This is a genomic window from Deinococcus maricopensis DSM 21211, from assembly GCF_000186385.1.
Classification (GTDB): Bacteria; Deinococcota; Deinococci; order Deinococcales; family Deinococcaceae; genus Deinococcus_B; species Deinococcus_B maricopensis.
The window spans coordinates 408358-428788 of the sequence record NC_014958.1 but is presented as its reverse complement, the minus strand read 5'-3'; the positions used below and the strand labels follow the sequence as shown (position 1 = coordinate 428788).

The window sequence follows — 20431 nt, the reverse complement described above, 5'->3', positions numbered from 1 at the left end:
ACGTCCCACGTAGCCACGAACACCCGCACCGCCTCATGCCCGGATGAGCCCATCACCGACCAGCTGCCGAATATGGTCATTCAAGGTTTCAGCCGGGGCGCGGTAATGCACGCCCAGTTCCGTCTGGCTGCGCTGGTTGTTGAAGTGAACAGGGAAGTTGACATTACGTGCAATGTAGCGTCGCTGCAATCCGACCATCGGTCCCATCAACCACATGAGCCCTTTGGGCACTTCGGCCTGTGGCAGCTTGTCCTCAACGCCAAATTCACGCACCCGCATCAACCGGGCGATCTCCAGGAGCCTGAGGCTCTCGGCCACCACAATGTACCGGTGGTGCGCTTCGGCGAGCGTTGCAGCGCGCACGTGAGCCCGGGCGGCGTCCCGCACGTCCACCAGCCCCAGCCAGAGTCTGGGGACGCCTTGACGGTAGGTGCCATTCAGGAACTGCATCATCATGCCGACACTGGTCGCGTCCGGACGCTTGGACAGCGAAGGACCGAAGATGGCGCCCGGATGCATCGACACCAGGTCCCAGCGCTGCTGCTGCCGACATTCTTCCCAGGCGGCCTGTTCGGCAATCGTCTTGGAATACGCGTACGGGTTGTGCGTCTTGCGGGTGTTCGGGTTGACGTCGCCCTCCTGCACGGTCTGACCGTCCACACCGCTCAGGTCGCAGGCGTCGTTGTACAGGGCTGCGATGCTGCTCGTCAGCACCACACGCTTGATGGTTTCGGTGCGTTTTACGGCGGCGAGCACATTTCGGGTTCCGCCGAGTGCAGGCTGAATCAATTGCTGCTCCACGTCACGCGGCCGATCGAGGAAGTAGGGGGAGGCCGTGTGAATCACGACCGAACAGCCCTGCATGGCCTGATCGAAGCTTCCTTCGCTCAGGAGGTCTGCTTCGAACAGCAGGAGGCGCTGCGGGTACCTGGCTGCCAAGTCGGTCAGGTGCTGAATCTTGCTGTGGTCCTTCAGGTGGCGCACCGTGCCGTGAACAGTGTGGCCGTTGCGGAGCAGATCCTCCACGATCCAGGAGGCTAGGTAACCGGCCGCGCCGGTCACCAGGATGCGTTGTGGCGTCTCAGGCATACAGTCTCCGTTCGTGCGGGTATTACTTGTAGCGACGGTCGGTCAGCATCAGCTGTACACCCCAGATGCCGATGACCAGCCCGAGCGTCCAGAATTGATTGAAGACCGGGAGCAGGTGTCCGGCCTGCAGGATGCCGAGGATCGCCGAGGCTGACGCGATGATGGCCAGGCTGTTCATGCTGGCGTGCTGATGCAGGATCTGCTCCAGTTCGTCCGTTCGTCGGTAGATGATCCGTGAGGCGGGCACGATGGCGGCGGCAAGGAGGACCAGCAGGCTGAGCAACAGTCGTTGCTGAAGAAGTGGAAGGCCGAGGAGGTCGAGGGTCTGCGCGAGCAGCACCAGCGAGGCCAGTGCCAGGAGGCCGAGCAGCACTTTGAGGAGGTACAGGCGGTCCAGGGGGGGAGCGGGACGGTCGTTCATGGCATCCTCCGGGGAATGTCAACATTCCTTTACACAGGATGCGTTGCGAAGCACAGGATGTCAAGATCACTTGACAAAAGACCTATAGGAATTGACGGCCCCTCATCGCTTTCCCGCAAACAGGTTCAGGAGCCGACCGTTCGAGGGAGCGGGCACCCAACGCCGACCTCATCAAAAAGCCGAAGCCCCAGGCGCTCAGGGTTCCACAAGCTATGGGCAAGCCCAGCCTCCTGTTTAGGAGTCGAGCCAATTGCGGTCAGTTGGTCGGCCTCACCGTGCTCCAGACGTACCAAGTCCAGATGGCCAGTCCACCAAATACCATAAATGTTTTACTAGTTTTCTTTCTGATAAGTTTTCTGGATAGCCGTTCGAGTATATGCCGCACTTTCAACCGCCTGACTAGAAACAGCTCAGAAGCGGTAAACACCCTTGGTGTGCCAGGCCAGCACCTGAAGACCTTGTTACCCACAGCGGAACCCAGCCAGCTCTGCGCACAGAAACGCACGTCTGTCAGAGCAACGCTTCACACCAATGGCCAGTGCGCCAGCTGATTGAGGGCAGCGTCGCGCAGGGGAGAGGAGAAATGGTTATCGGAAGACACGGGCCGTTTTCTGCACGCGATTTTCCCTTCTTCGACCAGGCCATTGGGGGTAGGCAGCCAAAATGCGATGGTTAGGCGGGTCCTGTTGTTTGTTTTTGATTGATATATGTTTTTAAAAAAAGAAAATATTGATGTCAACAACAAGGCACTGGTCGAGACCTGTGCTGGACGATGTTTACGGAGCTTTTTGGCCCAAGTCTTCCGATAAAAAGAGGCTCGTACGGCCCAAGTCTTCCGATAGTTTTGGCCCAAGTCTTCCGATACTTGGGATGCCAAACGGCCCAAGTCTTCCGATAGTTTTGGCCCAAGTCTTCCGATGCCTCTGTGGATAATTTGGCCCAAGTCTTCCGTGCTTTTCCTGGGGAAAACTTCTTAACGGCCCAAGTCTTCCGATACTCGGGAGGCTAAACGGCCCAAGTCTTCCGATACTCGGGAGGCCAAACGGCCCAAGTCTTCCGATACCCAGACCTCCATTGCTTTTCCACAGTGATGGGCCAGCGAAAAACGTCGAGTGCATCAGTCATTTCCCTGGTTTTGGCCCAAGTCTTCCGATACCTACAGCGGGTAGAATGGCCCAAGTCTTCCGATACCCGCAGTGTGCGCCTCGGGCGCTGCGGCTAAAATGGCCCGAGTCTTCCGATACCAGGCTCTCCAAGCACGAATGTGCTTGACGCAGTGCGTTCAGAGGAAAGCTCTAGAATGATGCTGAGGTCATGACCCGGAAGCGCCGAACCCCAGAAACGCCCGTTCTGCAGCGATTTGACGAAGCGAACGCTGTGCGTCTCGGCCTGATCTCTATTCAGGAACGCATCCCCGAAGACCACAACAGCTGGCGCGTCGAGTACGTCGTGGACGGGCGCCGCGCACGCCTTACCTGCGACGCCCTCCCGCAGCACGGTGGCGTGCCCCACGGCCTTGACAACGACGTCTCCCTGGCCCTCATTACACTGTACCTGGATGCGGGAAGTCCCGAAGACGGCACGTTCAGCACCACGGCGTACCAGATCCTGAAAGTCACGGGCCTGGACACCAGCGGCTACTACTACAACGCCCTGCGGGCCAGTCTGGACCGGCTCTCCACAGCGTCCTACAGCGTCAGTGAAGCCTGGCGGTCCGGGAACCGCTGGACAACCGTGCGCTTCCGGTACATCGACCGTCTGGAGTTCACGAGCGACGACGACCGGCTGCAACTGTCCGGCGCGAGCATCCTGCGCATTTCCCTGGCGCGGGAGATCGTGCAGTCCGTCCGGGCGCGGTACATCAAGCCCATCAATTTGTCGCTGCTTTCGCGGTTGCAGCGGCCGCTCACGCGCGCCCTGTACCGCCTGCTCGACGCGCAGCGCGCCGCGCCCGACGCGCCCGCCGTCCTCGCGTACGAGGTGAACATCATTGAGTGGGCGCAGGCGTGCAAGATCGTGGACCTCAAGCCCGCGAAGGTGAAGCGGACGCTGGAGGGCGCGCACGCGGAGCTCGTGCAGCACGGCTACCTGCGCGGCGTGACGTACGAGGGGCGCGGCGTAAGGCAGACCATCCGGTACGAGTTCATGGCAGACGTGGCCGAGGAGGTTGCGGAGCCGGCGACGGTGGCGCAGCTCACGCAGCACGGGGTGACCCCCACGGTCGCGCGGCAGCTGGTGCGGCAATACGGGGCCGCGCGGGTGGAGGAGCGTCTGGAGCGGTACCACGCGATTCTGGCGAATGGGTACAGCGCCCGGAACCGGGCGGCGCTCCTGGTGGACGTCGTGCGGGACGAGGAGGGCAAGTACGGTGACCCGGCCGGGTTCGTGTCCCGCAGTCGCCGTGAGCACCTGCGTACGCAGCAGGAGGCGCGGGCGCGCGCCACGGAGCAGCAGTTGGACGCGGAGGCGGCGCGGCGGGAAGCGTCGTGGCAGGATCTGCCGCTGGTGGAGCAGACGGAGCAGGCCATGAAGACTGTCATGGTGATGTTCGGGAAGCGGCTGTCCACGCAGACGCTCGCGCACCTGCGGGACGCCATGTTGAGCGGGCAGGTCACGCCCGGGGACCTGGTGCGCCGGACGACGCGCGCCGCGATGGAGTTGGGTCTGGAGGACCTCGCGGAGGAGCTCACGCAGGCGAGTGCGCAGGCGGCGTTGAACGCGCCGTCTGTGGAGCGCTGAGGGGTCCGGTCACGCCCCGCTACTGCTGGGCCTGGAAGGGTGCAAGCAGCTCGCGGAGGATGGCCTGGGTGGCGCTGAGGGCGTCGTCGCTGGGGTGGAGGGTGCGCGTGAGCGTCTGCGTGTACGCGGTGTCCTGAAGGTCGCTGGGGGTGACGTCGTGATCGGCGAGGGCGAGGGTGAGGGTGAGCTGCACGTCCGCTGCGGTGGTGGGCGTAAGGGCCAGCTGGAAGGTGGCCGTGTGCGTGCAGTTCGGTTGTGGGCCGGTCAGCGGTTGGGTGTGCGTGCGGATGAGGTTCTCGTATTCGCGCACCCCGAAGGGCACGTGAGCTGTGTTGCTGGTCAGCAGGTGCAGGCACGCGCCGTGCAGGGTCGGAGTGGCGGTGGCGGCGCTGCTCCAGCCGAGGAGAGCGGCGGCGAGGAGGGAGCGCATGGGCGGACTCTACTGACGGCGGCCAGCGTGCCGGGATGAGGTCCGCTGAAGGGAACTTCAGGGACGGTGGGCATGGGCGTGTGGCTTTTTTCTGGTACAGCGCACAAAAGGCGCGAGGATTTAACAGACGTCACTTAAGCAAACCTTTAGGTTAAGCGGTGGGGGAACACCATGCCGCGTCACCTGCACCTGCTCGCCGTCACGCTCACCACCATGCTCGCCGCGTGCACCAGCGCGCCCGCCACCTCACCGGTGGCCGTGCCTGAGGCCGCCATCAGTGCCAACGGCACCAGTGACCCGACCGCGCCGGTCGCCGGAAGCTGGCGTGACGACTTCAACACCCTCGATACGGGCCGCTGGGCGCTGTCCACGAGCGGATGGACGCCGTTCTGGGCGCACAACGGCCTGACCGGCGCCTGGGCGCCCGAGAACGTCAGCGTTCAGGACGGTTACCTCGTGCTGCGCCTCGACGTCAACGCGGACCTGTCCGCGCGCGGTGCAGAGCTCTCCACCCTCGCCAGGTACGGTTACGGCCGCTACGAGGCGCGCCTGCGTTCCGCCAGCACCAGTGCAAACCCCGCCATGACGGGCGTCGGCAGCAGCGGTGACGTCAGCGCCTTCTTCAACTACACCAACGACTCGGAAACCGAAATCGACCACGAGGTCGAGGGGCAGAACCGCACGACCACCTGGGCGGGCGCCTGGAAGACGACGAGCCTGCACGACGTCGGGGCCGTAAGCGCCGGCGCGGACCTCAGCCAGGATTTCCATACCTACCGCTGGGACTGGACGCCCACCGCGGTGAATTTCTACCTGGACGGCACGCTGAAGCGCAGCACGACCGTGAACGTCCCGCAGGCCGCCGCGAACCTGATGCTGAACCTCTGGCCCACCAACTCGGCAGGGTGGGGCGGGATGGCCACGCCGGGCACGAAATACCTGCTGGTGGATTACGTGAGCTTCACGCCGTCCGTCGTGGACGGGACGCCCGCGCTCACAGACGATACGGCGCAGGGCGCCACGACCCTCCGCGCTGGCGTGCCCGCGACGGGCGCGGTGAGCGCCAGTGACACGCAGGACTGGTACGCGCTGCGCGCGAATGGCGCGGGCGGCTCGGCCACCGTGAAACTCACGACGGCCACGAACAGCGACCTGGAGGTGTACGCCGCTGATGGGCGGACGCTGCTGGGCCGCAGCGCGCGCGGAAAAGCGAACGCCGAGTCGGTGACGGTGCGGGTGCAGCCGAATGCCACGTACTTCGTGCGGGTGGTGTGGGCCTCCGGCACGCCGACATACACGGTGAGTGCCAGCGGCGCGGTGCAGTAAGGGCAGTTGCCCGACAGGTTCAGGCGGATTCCCAGAGGGTCACACGGCAACGGGTGGCCTTCATTGGTTCACGGATCAAGGATGAACGAACCATGAGTTCGGCGTGCGAACGTTCAAAGTGTGAGGTCTTTAACATGCGTGCGTCCCCTGAGCGGCCTCCAGCGAGCGTCCACACGCCCTGGGCGCCGCGACATTCACACGCCCCGGAGAACCCCCATGCACGTACCTTGTCGCCCGCTCCTTATCACCCTTACGGCGCTGCTGAGCGCCTGTACGACCGCTCCTGTCCGTCCCACCACACCGGACACCCCCGAGACCCTCACGCAACTCGGCACGTTCAACGCGACTTTCAGTAACCCGCTGGGTGGCCCCGTCGGTGCGCGTCAGCTCGCCGCCAGCGTCGCCCTCGACCCGGCGGCCCCCACCGGCGCGGTGCGCGTCCGCACGGCCGGTACCGGCACGTACGACGATGAGCGCAGCAACCGCCGGTACCTGTGGGGCGTGTTCGAGGTCACGAACACGTCAGCGACCACCCTGACGAACCTCACCATGGTCGCCTACAGCAAGGCGAACGGCAGTATCGGCGGCACGGCCATCACGCGCCTGCAGGACGCGCAGGGCCGACCGTACCTGAACGAGCGCGTCGCGCAGAACATCCGCCCGGGCGACCACCTGAACGTCCTCAGCAGCTACGCCTTCCAGGGCCTCGCGGCGGCTGAAGCGCAGCGTCTGGAAAACAGCGCCAAAGCCAGCGGCACCCTCGCGGCCGGCGATGACGTCCTCGAGTACGGGTTCACGGTCATCAACCCGCGCGACGGCAGCCAGGTGCTGCGCCCCGGCGAAACGGGCACGCTGGTCCTCGCCACGAAACTCCCGCTGCTCGCCGGGAACGCCCCGCAGAAGTTCAACATGAGCCTGCTGCTCAGCACCGGCGGCGCCCGCCGCGTCACCCGCAACGTTGGCGAAAGCAACGACAGCGTGGCCCTGCGTGCGCGTCTCAGCGGCGCCCGCGAGATCGCGTACATCGGCCCGGACGCGGCCACCGCCCCCAGGGGGTTCACGACGGTGCGCCTCCCGAACCTCCGTCTCACAACCGGCGACCACCCCACGTACCTGCTCGATCAGGAAGGCCCACTCAGCAGCTGCGTGCAGGGGGTCAGCCCGAACAGCCTGCGGCGGCTGAACGCTGCCGGGCCCCTCGTCACGTTCCTCAGTGATGACGGCACGGCCGCGGACCACTCGCGCCTGCTGCCCCTGTTCAGGCAGAAGGGCGTCGTGGCGACCGCCGCCATCGAGAGCCGCAACATGCTGTCCGGCGACCCGTACTTCGCCACGCCCGAGCAGGTGCGGGACCTGCAGCGCGCCGGGTGGGAAATCGCCAGCCACACCCGCACGCACCCCGACCTCGTGACGCTCAGCGACGCGGATCTCGACGCGGAAATTCAGGGGTCCAGGCAGGACCTGGAGGAGCAGGGGTTCACGGTGAACACCTTCGTGTACCCGTATGGCAGTCAGAACGCGACCGTGCGGGAAAAGGTCTGCCAGACGTACCGCACGGCATTCATCGACCGTGGCGGCGTGAATGACACGCCACTCGACACGAACTACCAGATTCGCCGCGTCGCGTTCGGGTCCTGGACGGACGCCGGGCAGAACACCATGGCCGCGTACCGCGCCGCCATCGACGACGCTGTGGCCCGCCGCGGGTGGCTGGTGTTCATGCTGCACCCCGGCAACCGCGAGCAGCATGATGAGCAGCAGCAGCAGTACCTGGCGCAGACCATCGATTACCTGCGCGAGCAGGGCGTGCCCATCGTGACGGCGGCAGACGCCCTGGCGCGTCTCGGCCTCAGGTAGGCGCAGCGTTCAGAGCGGCCCCGGTTCTTCCGGGGCCGCTCCTTGTCGTTTCGGTGAATCCCACGGTCAGCGTTCCGGCGCGTGGGGTGGAGAGCTGTGGGTCGCGCACACCAAGGCGAAGGGTTCCTTGGCGTGCGTGTGAGTTTTCCCCTTGGAGAGCCTGAAGTTTTCCTTTATGTTGAGGGTAGTTTTCGGACCACAGGCATCCACACGAACAGGCAACCCCGTCGCAAGGCGGTGACGCAAAGCCAACGGGACCCACGCGGTCGGCCGGGCTACCGAAAGGGAGACGCTCCGTGCGCCGAATCATCCTCGCTGTCCTGGCCCTGCTGCCGCTCGCCGGTACCTCACGCGCCAACCCCACGCAGGCGGCGGGCTGGACAGATCAGTTTGAGCAGCTGGACCGCGCCCGGTGGGCCGCGTCGGACTGGAACGGCTTCTGGCAGGGCCGTGGGCTCGCTGGTCGTTTTGATCCGGCGCTCGCGTACGCGGACGGCGCCGGCAACCTCGTGCTCGAGATGAACGTGGACCGTTGTGGGAGCGGCTGGTGCGCGCGCGCTGCCGAGCTCAGCACGAAGGAGCGCTACGGGTACGGCCGGTACGAGGTGCGCATGCGGGCCGCCAGTGACAGCGCGTCCGCGAAGCGGGCGGGGCAGGCGCACGCGGGGAACATCAGCGCGGCGTTCAGTTACTACGACGACAGCCGCACGGAGATCGACGTGGAGATCGAGGGGCACCGCATCGCGGACGCGAACTTCACGGCGTGGCGTGGACGGCAGGACAAGGACTGGAAGCTGGCGAAAGGCGCGGCCGGTGGTTCGCTCGCGGCGCAGTTCCATACGTACGCGTGGGAGTGGACGCCTGGGTCGCTGCGGTTTTTCGTGGATGGCCGGGAGCAGTTCCTGACGCGGAAGACGGTTCCGCAGGACGCTGCGCACCTGATCCTGAATGTCTGGCCGACGAACGATCCCGGATGGGGCGGGGCGGTGCAGAGCGGGCGGCTGTACATGCTCGTCGATTACGTGAAGTTCACGCCTGCGCTTTGAGGGCGGCACTTGAGACCCTGCTCATGGGATGTAGGATTTTTCACATGTATGTGAAAAATTGAGGAAAAATCCGCAAATTAGTAACGTGAGTGAATGTGGCGCGCATGAGCCGCGCCCGCCCACGCGCTCTCCTAAAACGCATGGTCTGGATCGCCCTCATTGCCGTGCTTTTCCTCGTGCGCATGCTGCTAACCGCCGCCCTCGCCTGCTGCCATGCCCGCACTGCCCCACGCGCCCTCCCCCGCAACGGCGCCGTCAGCGTCCTGATCGCCGCGTATAACGAGGAAGTCGGCATCGAGCGCACCATCGAATCCGTCCTCGCGCAACGCATCAAACGTCTGCAGGTCATCGTCGTCGACGACGGCAGCAGCGACAACACCGCCGCCATCGTGGCCCGCATCGCCCACCGGGACCGCCGCGTCAAACTCATCCAGCAGAGCAACGCCGGCAAGGCTGCCGCCCTCAACACCGCCATGCCGCACATCCAGTACCCCGTCGCGGTGTCCGTCGATGCCGATTCCGTCCTCGCGCCCGGCGCGCTGGCCGCGCTCGCCGCGCACTTCAAGGACCCCCGCGTGGGCGCCGTGTCCGGCGACGTCCGCGTCGCCGGACGCCGCAGCTGGCTCACCACCTTCCAGGCGCTGGAGTACCTGGTCGGGCAGCACCTCGACAAGCGTGCCCAGCAGCTGCTGGGCGCCATCACGGTCGTGCCCGGCGCGGCCGGCGCGTTCCGCACGGCCCTGCTGCGCGACGTGGGCGGCTACAGCACCGACACGGTCACCGAGGACATGGACCTGACCATTCAGATCGCCGCGCGCGGCTACCGCGTGCACTTCGAGCCGCGCGCGTGCAGCTACACCGAGCCGCCCGCCGACCTGCACGACCTGTGGCGTCAGCGCCTGCGCTGGATGTTCGGCACGTGGCAGGTGCTCGGCAAGCACCGCCACCTGATGTTCCGCCGCCGCGCCGGCACGCTCGGCCTGCTCGGCCTGCCGTACGTCCTGCTGTTCGGCATCGGCGGCGGCCTGCTCGCCCCACTGCTCGACTTCACGCTCGTCGCGTTCATTCTCAGCGCGGGCGCCGCCCTCAGCTGGCTCGAGCCGCTGCTCACCACGCTCGGCGCGGAACTCGCCGCGACGTCCCTCGCGGTGCTGCTCGGACGGGACCGCTGGCAGAACCTCGCGCTGGTGTGGCCACAACGCTTGTTCATCCGCGCGTTTGGTGCGATGGTGATCGCTGTGACCCTGTACCGTTACCTGCGCGGCTCCGTCGTCCACTGGGACAAACTCAAGCGCCACGGGGTGCAGCTCGAGGGGAGCCGCGCTTGAGGCGGACCCCCCTCGCGGCCCTGCTGCTCGCCGGCGTCAGCTTCACCACAGCTGGCGCCGCGCCGTGTGGGGTGTTCGGCGTCACCATCCCCCGCGACGGCCGAACGCTCGGCGCGCTCGAACGTAAACTCGGCTGCACCTTCACGGCCGTGCGCTGGTTCCAGGACTGGCGCGAGCCGTTCGACCTGCCGTACGCGCGCGCGCTCACGCGCGAACGCCGCGCGCTCGAGGTGTCGTGGCAACCGCGCATCCTCAGGGGCGGCGCGTACGTGGGCGTGCCGTACCGCAGCATCGCCGCCGGCGAGCACGACGCGTACGTGCGCGCGTTCGCCCGCGCCGTCCGCACGCTCGGTCGGCCCGTCAGCATCACGTTCGCGCCGGAAATGAACGGCGACTGGGGCGCGTACCAGCTGGGCCAGAAGAACACCCCGCAGGACTTCGTGCGCGCGTGGCGTCACCTGCACGACGTGTTCCGGCAGGAGCGCGCGAACGTCCGGTGGGTGTGGACGCCGAACATCCTTTACCCCACGGCGCGCGCGTCGTACCGGGCGCTGTACCCCGGTGACGCGTACGTCGACGAGGTCGGCCTGGACGGTTACAACTGGGGCACGACCAACCCGTGGAACCGCTGGCTGACCTTCGAGCAGACGTTCGCGCCGTCCATTCGCGCGGTGGCGGCCCTCACGCGCAAACCCATTCAGCTGGGGGAGGTGTCGAGCGCCGAGCGGGGCGGCAGCAAGGCCGGGTGGATTCGGGACCTGTGCCGCACCCTGCCGAAGTACCCGCAGGTGAAGCGGCTGTTCTGGTTTCACATCCGGGACCAGAACGTCGATTGGCGCCTCTCAACGAGTCAGGCGGCGCTGGACGCCTTCAAATCCTGCGTTCGGCGGTGAGCACGCGAGGACCGGGCGCCGCGTGCGGTGAGAAGGATGGGAACCGAGTATTAAAAATCCGATTTACTCTGTAAAGTACCCCCTCTATCATCAGGGGACCGTGAGACCCTGTCCCCCCGCCCACGCCTTCCCCCACGCGCCGGGCACGCGCACGCACGGCCTTGGCTAGGCTTCGCCAGAGCGTTCCGCCGTCCGGGCATACCGTGCTGGTCGTCGACGACGACGATGTGCTGCGGCAGACCATCGTGCGCCTTCTGGAAGGCAACGGGCACACGGTCCTCAGCGCCGAGAATGGCCAGACCGCTGTGGACCTCTGCCGTCAGCACGACGTGCACCTGATGCTGCTCGACTACTTCATGCCCGGCATGACCGGCCAGGACGTCGTCCGGGAGGTCCGCACCTTCAACCAGAAGCTGCAGATCGTCCTGCAGACCGGGTACGCGTCGGAGCGGCCCCCGCGCGACATGCTGCGCGAACTCGACATTCAGGGGTACCACGACAAGAGCGAGGGCCCCGACAAGCTGCTCGTGTGGGTCGACGCGGCCCTCAAGACCTACCGCCACGTGAACGCGCTGCACGCGTCCCGCGACGGCCTGAGCTACATCCTGAAGGTCACGCCCGAACTGCACCGCCTGCAACCCTTGGAGGACCTGCTGCGCGGCATCCTGCTGCAGCTGCAGGGCATCCTGGGCTTCACGAGCGCGTGGCTCGCCACCATTCCCGAGCACGAGCCGGTCGGGAAGGGCAGCGGCTTCGTGGCCACCCCGGACCAGAAGGACTTCCGTATCCGCATTGCCACGGGCCGTTTCGAGCGCAGCCACTGGCACGCCCTCACCGACGATGAACGCAGCGCCGTCCTCGACGCCGCCGCGAGCGGACAGCCGACCCTCGCGCCGTTCACGGCGCTGCCGCTCCGCGTAGGCGAACGCATGATCGGTGTGGTGCTGCTGGACCTCACCCCCGACCCCAGCCCGGACCTGCACCTGCTGGAGATCTTCGCCACGCAGGCCGCCGTCGCCATCGAGAACGTCCGCCTGTACGAACTCGCCACCATCGACGACCTGACCGGCCTCGCGAACAAACGCTCGTGGCTCACGCGCCTTGACGACGCGCTCGCGCTCGCCCGCCGCTACGGGCACCCCACCAGCGTCCTGATTGTCGACATCGACCATTTCAAGCGCGTGAACGACACGTACGGGCACCTCGCCGGCGATGAACTGCTGCGCGCCCTCGGGCAGGAGCTGCGCGCGCAGGCGCGCGCCAGCGACCTGATCGGGCGGTACGGCGGCGAGGAACTCGTGGCGCTCCTGCCGCACACCGACAGCGCCGGCGCGCTCGTCATGGCGGAACGCCTGCGCGCGGCCGTGCACAACACCCACCTGACGTGGCAGGGCGAAGCGATCCGCGTGACCGCCAGCATCGGCCTCGCCACCCTGATCCCCATGCCCGGCGGGCCGCCGCACGGCGACGCGGCCAGCGACCTGCTGGGCCGCGCGGACCTCGCGCTGTACGAGGCCAAACGGGGTGGCCGGAACCGCACCGTCGTCGCGCCCGCCACCGCGCCGGTCGCGCAGGAGGCCCCGGACGCCCCATGATCCTCAGTGACGCGGAGCACCTCCGGGCCCTGCTGCAACTCGTGGACGGCGTCGTCTGGGAAGCGGACCCGGCCACGCGTCAGAACACCTTCGTGAGCGACAAGGTCGAGACGCTCCTCGGGTACACCGCCGCGCAGTGGCAGACACCGAACTTCTGGGACGACCACGTCCACCCGGACGACCGCGAGCGCGTCCTGCGCGACACCGAACTGGGCGTCGCGCGCGGCGAGCCGTTCCAGCAGGAGTACCGCATGTTCACCGGCGACGGCCGCGTCGTCTGGATGCGCGACCGCGTCACGCCCATCGTGCAGGATGGCCGCCTCGTGAAACTCGGCGGCGTCATGATCGACGTGACCCGGCAGAAAGCTGCGGAACAACGCATGCGCGCCCTGCAGAGCCGCTTCGAGCAGGTGTTCGCGGCCGCGCCCGTGGGCATCACCCTCACCGGCCTGCATGATGGGCACGTCATCGACACCAACGACGCGTTCCTCGACGTCATCGGGTACGACCGGGCGACGGTCATCGGCAGTGACAACCGCACCCTGAACGTCTGGGTGAGCCCCGCGGACCGCGCGCACATCGCCCGTACCGTCGAGGCGAACGGCCGCGTGCACCAGTTCGAGTCGCAGCTGCATCACCGGTCCGGCGCGGTCCGCGACGTGCTGCTGTCGTGCGAGCTGTTGGACCTGCAGGACGCCGGCGGGCAGCCGATCCTGCTGATCCTCACGCAGGACATCAGCGAACGCAAACGCGTCGAGGCGGCCCTCGAAGCCAGCGAGGCGCGCTTCCGGGCGCTCGTGCAGAACAGCACGGACATCATCACGGTGCTGGACCGGCAGGGCGCCATCCAGTACGCCAGCCCCTCCATGACGTCCATCCTGGGGTACGAACTGCCGGACATCCTCGGTGAGATCTGCCTGCGGTACATGCACCCCGACGAGCACCCGGAGATTCTGGAGGCGTTCAGGGTCGTCGTGCGCGGCGGCACGGGCGCGGCGGTCCGTCTGGTCAGCCGATTCAGCACGCGGGACGGCGAGGGGTGGCGCGCGCTGGAATGGGTCGCCACGAACCGCCTTGACGACCCGAACATTCACGGGATCGTCATGAACTCCCGCGACGTGACCGAAGCGCAGGCCGCGCAGGCGGCGCTGCAGGAAAGTCAGGCGCGCCTGCTCGCCAGCGAGAAACTCGCGAGCCTCGGGCGGCTCACGGCGGGCCTCGCGCATGAGATCAACACGCCGCTCGCCGCGACCATGAACTACCTGCACGAAGCGGCGCGGCTCGCGCAGGAGTACCTCGACTCCATCGGCGCGCCCGGCGTGAACGACGACGACCACCGCGAGATCGCGCGGGAGCTCCGGCAGGCACTCGGCGAGGCGGAACAGACGGCCGGGCGCATCGGGGAGTTCATTCGCCGTATGCGCGGCCATACCCGGGACGTGAACAGCGGCGCCGTCGACTTCGACCCGGGGCGCCTCGCGAGCGAGACGCTCGCCATGCTCGCGCACCAGGCGCGCGCCGCGAACATCGCCCTGATCCTGGACGTCACCCGCACACCCCTGGTGGTGCGCGGCGAGCCGGGGCGGTTCACGCAGGTCGTCACGAACCTCGTCGTGAACGCCATTCACGCCTGCGAAGGCGGGCGCGGCTCCCGCGTCACCGTGACGCTCGACCGCGTACAGGGCCGGACGGAACTGCGCGTCACGGACGACGGCAGCGGCATCCCCGCCAGTGTGCTGCCGCGCATCTTCGAGCCGATGTTCACCACGAAGGACGTCGGGAAGGGCACAGGATTGGGGCTGTCCATCATCCGGGACATCATCACCGGGCATTTCCACGGTGAGATCGACGTGGACACCCGCGTGGATGCCGGCACGACGTTCATCGTGCAGTTCCCCTGAGGGGCGCGCGCCGCATCCGCCGCCTGGCCTGCGCCGCCCCCGCCAAATGCCCGTGGGTGGCTCGCGGCGGCGTTGCTAAGCTGCGGGCAGACCCGGCGCGCCGCTCAACAGCGGCGTGGACGGAAGTGCCCTGGAGGGGTAAACCTGCATGACGCGCCTCAAGTACCCCCGCACGCCCCACCTGCCCTGGTCGCCGGGCGCCACCGCCGATGACACCTTCCTTGTGGACCTGCGGGACTTCGAGGGCCGCGAGGTGGTGGTCACCGAGAAGCTGGACGGCGAGAACACCACCCTGTACCGTGACGGACTGCACGCGCGCTCCCTCGACCCGCGCCCGCACCCGTCCCGGCACTGGGTGAAGGCCCTGCAGGGCCGTGTGGGGCACAGCATCCCGCAGGGGTGGCGCGTGTGCGGCGAGAACGTGTACGCGCGGCACTCGCTGGCGTACGAGCAGCTGGAGAGCTACTTCTACCTGTTCAGCGTCTGGGATGAGGGCAACACGGCGCTCAGCTGGGACGAGACGGTCCGCTGGGCCGGGGTCCTGGGCGTGCCGACGCCGCGCGTCCTGTACCGGGGCGTGTGGGACGAGGCGCGCGTGCGGGCGCTCCGCGTGGACGAGGCCGTGATGGAAGGGTACGTGGTGCGGGTTGCGGAGGCGTTCGCGTACGCGGCGTTCGCGCGGTGCGTGGCGAAATGGGTGCGGGCGGGGCACGTGACGACCGATGAGCACTGGATGCACCGGGCCGTGACGCCCAACGGGCTGCGCCGGACGCCCTGACGGGACCGCGCGGCGGGGGCCGCAGGGCTTCAGGCGGTGCTGAGGAGGGCGCGCAGGAGGCGCGGCAGGACGTCCCGTGGCCCGGCGGGCGTTTCGCCGCCGCGGGCGAGCAGGGCCACCACCGTGCCGGACGGCGCGGCGAACCCCACGGCGGTGCGGGTGCCCCGCGCGACGCCGTCATGCCAGTGCGCCGCGCCGGTCACGAACCACCCGGGCGTGACGGCGCTCATGGGCGCGGGCAGCGCGGCCGGACGTTCCTGCGCCGTCCAGTGGGTTCCGGCGCGGCCGTCGAGGTGCGCCTCGCCGAAACGCAGCAGGTCGTCGGCGTTGCCGAACAGGCCGCCGGCGCCGACGAGTCCGCCGAACCCGGTGGTGCGCGCGCTGCCGAGCGGGCCGGCTGGAAGGACCAGCGGTGCACCCGGCGTGAGGCTCACGTTGGGCAGCGTGAGCGGGTCCGTGACCCACGTGCGCAGCGCCCGAGCGAATCCGTCGGCGCTGAGGGCCTCGCCGGCGGTGTCCGCGAGGGCGAGGGCGAGCACGCCGGCGCCGAGGTTGCTGTAGCCGAAGCGGTGCGGTGCGCGGCGCGGCGCCCAGCGGGCAGCGCTCGCGAGCACGTCCGGGGCGCGCAGGCCGCCGTACGGGTCGTGGTAGTGCGTGAGGACCGTCAGGGCGGCGCGTGCCGGGTGCGCGGGCAGCCCTGACGTGTGCGTGGCGAGCGTGCGCGGCGTGATGGTGGCGGGCAGGGCCCGGAACGGCCCGCCGCGCGTGCGCAGCGGCGCGTCCCAGGAGAGGTGCCCGGCGTCCACGAGTGCCGCTGCGAGGGCCGCCGTGAACGGTTTGGTGACGCTCGCCAGTTCGAAGATGCCGCGGGCAGGCACGCCCCGGAAGGGGAGGAGCAGGGGCGTGCCGTGGTGGGACACGCCGAGCACACCGCCGCGCGCGAAGGCCTGCCGCAGCAGGGGGCGGAGCGTGCGGACGTCGCGGCTCAGCAGGTCTGAGAGCTGCGTGAGCGCCGTCAGGTGCGGGTCGGGGCGGAACATGGGGTAGCCTCGCGTTGCGCGCTCAGGTGGCGGAGAGGTCGCCGAGGCCGCCGCGCACGAAGTGGCTGAGCGTGACGGCGAGGGCGTCCGGATCGATGGTGGGGTCGGTGATGGCGCGGAACGCGAGGCTGTCGAGCAGGGAGGTGAGGATGAGCAGGGCGTGCGGGTGGCGTTTGATGAGCAGGGCCGGGTCGAGGCTGACGCGGTGCCCGAGGTCGTTCAGGAAGGCATTGCGGCGCGCCTGAAAGGTGGGGCCGCCGCCGCTGTGCAGCAGGGTGAGGGTGTCGCGTTCGGCGATGAGGTGCCGGAAGATGGTTTCCGCAATGGTCGGTTGCGGGCGCTGGGGGAGGAGGTCCTGCAGCAGGGGCTCGATGGTGTCGAGGAGCGTGTGGAGGCGTTCGTCGAGGAGGACGTCGAGGATGGCTTCGGTGGAGGTGAAGTAGCTGTAGATGGCGGGGCGGGAGATTCCGAGGGCGGTGGCGATGTCGCCCATGGTGACGGCCTCGAAGCCGCGTTCGACGAACAGGTCAGCGCTGGCCTGCAGGATCTGCTGGCGCCGGTCGGCAGAGGGGAGGCGTTTGCGGTGGACGGTGGAGGGCATGCCTGTATCGTAGCGGATTTTTTACACTCTGTCATTTGACAGAGTGTCATGAAAAGCGCAGAATGAGCATCGTTGACCCGTCCTCACCCATCCACCCCGGAGCGCCCATGACAGACCCCACCCCTGAACCCACCACGCCGCGCTCACGCGGTCTCCTTACCGACTACCGCCTCCTCAGCCCCGCCGAACGCCGCATCTGGCGCGCCCCCATCATGTGGGGCGCCGCCTTCCTGATCCTGTTCATTCCCGTCCTGTACGTCGGCATCTACCTCGCCAGCGTCTGGGACCCCTACAACAACCTCGACGACCTCCCTGTCGCCCTCGTGAATGTCGACGCCGGTACCACCTACCGCGGCAAGACCTACCACCTCGGCGACGACCTCGTCCAGAACCTCCGCGACGACCCCCCCGTCAAACTCATCACGTACCGCACCGAAGCCGCCGCGCAGGACGCCGTCCGCCGCGGCGACGTGTACTTCGCCCTCACCGTACCCCGCGACTTCAGCCAGGACGCCATCGCAGGCAACAGCAGCCAGCACGGCCAGCTGCGCCTCTACAGCGCTCCCGGCAGCAGCTACTTCGCCAGCCGCGTCGGCAGCAGCGTCGCCAAGGAAATCGCCACCAGCCTCAACAACAAACTCGGCAGCAACCGCTGGGACGTCGTGCAGGCGTCCCTCAAAGACGTCCAGAAAGGCTTCGCGGACATCCGGGACGCCACCCGCCAGCTCCGCGACGGCGCCGGCACCCTCCAGACCGGCACCGGCACCCTCGCCGACGGCGCCACCACCCTCGCGGACGGCCTCACTACAGCGCAGAGCGGCAGCCAGCAGCTCACCAGCGGCGCGCGCACCCTTGCGGGCAGCGTCCGCCAGCTCACAGACGGCACCACGCAGCTCAGCAGCGGCCTGCGCAAACTCGAAGCGGCCGCGCCCGGCCAGCGGCAGCTCCAACCCCTCCAGACTGGCGCCGCGCAGCTCGCAAACGGCACCACGCAACTCGCCGGCGGCCTCCAGCAACTGCAGGCCGGTGCCGGACAGCTCCGCACCGGCGCCAGCGACCTCGCCAGCGGCACCACCCGCGTGAACACCGGCACGCAACAGCTCGCGGCGCAACTCCCGACGCTGCAGAACGGCCTGAAGCAACTGGCGGGCGGGGCCGGGCAGCTCAGCAGCGGGGCCGGCGACCTGAACAAGGGCGCCACGCAACTCCGCGACGGCGCCACGCAGCTCGCGACGCAACTCCCGACGCTGCAGAACGGCCTGAAGCAACTGGCGGGCGGGGCCGGGCAGCTCAGCAGCGGGGCCGGCGACCTGAACAAGGGCGCCACGCAACTCCGCGACGGCGCCACGCAGCTCGCAGCGCAACTCCCGACGCTGCAGAACGGCCTGAAGCAACTGGCGGGCGGCGCCGGGCAGCTCAGCAGCGGGGCCGGCGACCTGAACAAGGGCGCCACGCAGGCCCAGGGGGGCGCCACGCAACTCTCAACGGGCGCCACGCAACTCGCCGGTGGCCTCACGCAGCTCCACAAGGGCGCGCAGGACCTCAACGCTGGCGCGGGCGACCTGCAGCAGGGCGCCACGCAACTCAACGTCGGTGCCGCGCAGCTCGCCCAGCGCCTCCCGCAACTCCAGAACGGCCTGACCACCCTAAACACCGGCGCAGAACAACTCAACGCGGGCGCCAGCAAACTCGCGCAGGGCAACCGTCAGCTGGCCAACAGCGTCAAAGGGCAGGTCCTCCTGCCGGGCGCCCTCAAGCAGGGCACCGCCGACCTCGCCGCCGGCGCCGAACAGCTCGCGCAGGGCACCACGCAGCTCCAGGCCGGCACGCAACAGGCGTCGCGCGGCGCGCAGGACGCCGCCACGGGCGCGGAACAGCTCGCCGCCGGCGCCACGCAACTCCAGGCGGGCAGCACCAAACTGCACGCCAGCACGGCCACCCTCGCCGACAAGACCGGCGACGCCGCCCAGGCCGCGGGTCAGCTCGCCAGCGGCGCCACGCAACTCGCCGCCGGCGCCGGGCAACTGGCGGCAGGCGCCACCAAACTGCACGCGGGCGCAGCCACCCTCGCCGGGAAACTGAACGAGGCCGCGCAGGGCAGCACCCAAGCGGTCACGGGTGCGGGGCAGCTCGCCGCTGGCGCCGGGCAGCTGGCGACCGGCGCGGGGCAGTTGCAGACGGGCGCGGCCACCCTCGCCGGGAAACTGAACGAGGCCGCGCAGGGCAGCACCCAGGCCGTCACGGGCGCGGGGCAACTCGCGAGTGGCACCGCGCAACTCCAGGCGGGCGCCAGCAAACTGCAGGCGGGCGCGGCCACCCTCGCCGACAAGACCGGCGACGCCGCCCAGGGCGCCGCGCAGCTCGCCACCGGCGCGCAAACCCTCCAGCAGGGCGTGAACACCCTCGTGCAGGGCAACGTGAGCATCAAGGACGCGCTCGGCACCATCACCGGTAAGCTCCCCGCGCAGCAGGACCTCAACAAGCTCAGCAGCGGCGCCCGCACCCTCGCGGACCGCAGCAGCGACCTCACGCAGGGCCTCGGGCAGCTGCAGGACGGCGCCACCCGCCTCGCCACCGGCACGGGCGACCTGCAGGACGGCGCTACGAAACTCCACGACGGCCTCGCGGAACTGTACCGCAAGGTCCCCAGCCGCATTGAGCAGCTTGGCGGCGACCCCGAAGGCCTCGCCGCGAGCGTACAGGTCGTCGAGCAGAACACTGCGAACGTCAAGAACAACGGCGCCGCCTTCGCGCCCTACTTCATCGCGCTGGCCCTGTGGGTCGGGTGCACGCTCACGACCTTCATCTTCCCGTACCTGCTGCTTCCCGAAAGCGGACGCGGCACGTCCCAGCTCGCGCGCGTCCTGCGCAAGTACACTGTGCCCGCCGGGTACGTCGTGCTGCAGGCCCTGATCGTCACGTTCGGCGTGCACCTGCTCGGCGTGCCGTTCCTGCACCCCGGCCTCGTCGTCCTGACCGCCGTGCTCGGCAGCCTGACCTTCATGATGATGGTCCTCGCCCTGAACCTGCTGCTCGGCGGCGCCGGCCGCCTCCTCGCGCTCGTGCTGCTGGTCGTGCAGCTCGCTGCGTCCGGCGGCAGCTACCCCGTCGAACTCGCCTCGCCCTTCTTCCAGGCGATTCACTCCATCGTGCCCGTCACGGACGTCATCAACGCCCTACGGTACGCACTGTTCGGCTCGTACGAAGGGCAGTACACGACCTTCATCACCCGTATGCTCATCGTCGGCGCTGTCAGCTTCTTGGTGGCCCTGCTTGGCCGGGCCTTCTGGAAGTACACCCCCGACGACAAGTTCCGCTCGCCCATCATCACCGACCAGGGCTGACGCCCCCGGCAACCAGCGAGCGGCGCGCCTTCAGGCGCGCCGC

At 68.3% G+C, this 20431-nt stretch carries 15 protein-coding genes and 1 riboswitch; of the genes, 10 read left to right on the top strand and 5 right to left on the bottom strand.

Annotated elements, in window-relative coordinates; translation table 11 throughout:
* Positions 1 to 33: 33 nt before the first annotated feature.
* Positions 34 to 1089 (bottom strand): NAD-dependent epimerase/dehydratase family protein, encoded by a 1056-nt coding sequence (locus DEIMA_RS01825; protein ID WP_013555528.1) that lies wholly within the window; start codon positions 1087 to 1089, stop codon positions 34 to 36.
* Positions 1090 to 1111: 22 nt separating this feature from the next.
* Complete coding sequence (locus tag DEIMA_RS01820; protein ID WP_013555527.1) at positions 1112 to 1510, bottom strand: hypothetical protein; 399 nt, start codon at positions 1508 to 1510, stop codon at positions 1112 to 1114.
* Between the two features lie 1314 nt (positions 1511 to 2824).
* On the opposite strand from DEIMA_RS01820, the gene DEIMA_RS01815 reads away from it, so the two are divergent.
* Positions 2825 to 4249: a replication initiator protein A gene (locus DEIMA_RS01815; RefSeq protein ID WP_013555526.1), complete on the top strand. Its 1425-nt coding sequence runs from the start codon at positions 2825 to 2827 to the stop codon at positions 4247 to 4249.
* A gap of 19 nt (positions 4250 to 4268) precedes the next feature.
* Here the strand turns inward: DEIMA_RS01815 and DEIMA_RS01810 are convergent, their stop codons facing one another.
* Positions 4269 to 4679: a hypothetical protein gene (locus tag DEIMA_RS01810; protein ID WP_013555525.1), complete on the bottom strand. Its 411-nt coding sequence runs from the start codon at positions 4677 to 4679 to the stop codon at positions 4269 to 4271.
* Positions 4680 to 4850: 171 nt separating this feature from the next.
* Here DEIMA_RS01810 and DEIMA_RS01805 point away from each other — a divergent pair, with 171 nt between their 5' ends.
* The 8 genes from DEIMA_RS01805 (at position 4851) to DEIMA_RS01770 (ending at position 15403) form a co-directional block, all read left to right on the top strand.
* Positions 4851 to 6005, top strand: a complete 1155-nt coding sequence (locus DEIMA_RS01805) for a family 16 glycosylhydrolase (protein ID WP_013555524.1) — start codon at positions 4851 to 4853, stop codon at positions 6003 to 6005.
* 216 nt (positions 6006 to 6221) lie between these two features.
* Entirely contained in the window at positions 6222 to 7862 is a 1641-nt protein-coding gene (locus DEIMA_RS01800; protein ID WP_013555523.1) for a polysaccharide deacetylase family protein, read from the top strand.
* Positions 7863 to 8069: 207 nt separating this feature from the next.
* Positions 8070 to 8145: riboswitch (cyclic di-GMP riboswitch) on the top strand.
* Positions 8146 to 8158: 13 nt separating this feature from the next.
* On the top strand, positions 8159 to 8908 hold the full coding sequence (locus tag DEIMA_RS01795) for a glycoside hydrolase family 16 protein (RefSeq protein WP_013555522.1): 750 nt from the start codon (positions 8159 to 8161) through the stop codon (positions 8906 to 8908).
* A gap of 140 nt (positions 8909 to 9048) precedes the next feature.
* Positions 9049 to 10236, top strand: a complete 1188-nt coding sequence (locus DEIMA_RS01790) for a glycosyltransferase family 2 protein (protein ID WP_013555521.1) — start codon at positions 9049 to 9051, stop codon at positions 10234 to 10236.
* Positions 10233 to 11129: a glycoside hydrolase family 26 protein gene (locus DEIMA_RS01785; protein ID WP_013555520.1), complete on the top strand. Its 897-nt coding sequence runs from the start codon at positions 10233 to 10235 to the stop codon at positions 11127 to 11129. The genes DEIMA_RS01790 and DEIMA_RS01785 overlap by 4 nt, the downstream gene beginning before the upstream one ends.
* 203 nt (positions 11130 to 11332) lie before the next feature.
* Positions 11333 to 12724 carry a GGDEF domain-containing response regulator gene (locus tag DEIMA_RS16650; protein ID WP_013555519.1) on the top strand — a complete coding sequence of 464 codons (1392 nt, stop codon included), beginning with the start codon at positions 11333 to 11335 and terminating at the stop codon, positions 12722 to 12724.
* Positions 12721 to 14625, top strand: coding sequence for a PAS domain S-box protein (locus tag DEIMA_RS01775; protein WP_013555518.1), 1905 nt, complete (start codon positions 12721 to 12723; stop codon positions 14623 to 14625). Before DEIMA_RS16650 ends, DEIMA_RS01775 begins: the two co-directional genes overlap by 4 nt.
* 148 nt (positions 14626 to 14773) lie before the next feature.
* Positions 14774 to 15403 carry an RNA ligase family protein gene (locus DEIMA_RS01770; RefSeq protein ID WP_013555517.1) on the top strand — a complete coding sequence of 210 codons (630 nt, stop codon included), beginning with the start codon at positions 14774 to 14776 and terminating at the stop codon, positions 15401 to 15403.
* A gap of 29 nt (positions 15404 to 15432) precedes the next feature.
* On the opposite strand, the gene DEIMA_RS01765 is transcribed toward DEIMA_RS01770, so the two are convergent.
* Together DEIMA_RS01765 and DEIMA_RS01760 are read right to left on the bottom strand one after the other, a co-directional pair.
* Positions 15433 to 16443 (bottom strand): serine hydrolase domain-containing protein, encoded by a 1011-nt coding sequence (locus DEIMA_RS01765; protein WP_013555516.1) that lies wholly within the window; start codon positions 16441 to 16443, stop codon positions 15433 to 15435.
* 22 nt (positions 16444 to 16465) lie between these two features.
* Positions 16466 to 17044, bottom strand: coding sequence for a TetR/AcrR family transcriptional regulator (locus tag DEIMA_RS01760; protein ID WP_013555515.1), 579 nt, complete (start codon positions 17042 to 17044; stop codon positions 16466 to 16468).
* Positions 17045 to 17151: 107 nt separating this feature from the next.
* Here DEIMA_RS01760 and DEIMA_RS01755 point away from each other — a divergent pair, with 107 nt between their 5' ends.
* Complete coding sequence (locus DEIMA_RS01755; RefSeq protein WP_013555514.1) at positions 17152 to 20388, top strand: YhgE/Pip domain-containing protein; 3237 nt, start codon at positions 17152 to 17154, stop codon at positions 20386 to 20388.
* Positions 20389 to 20431: the final 43 nt, after the last annotated feature.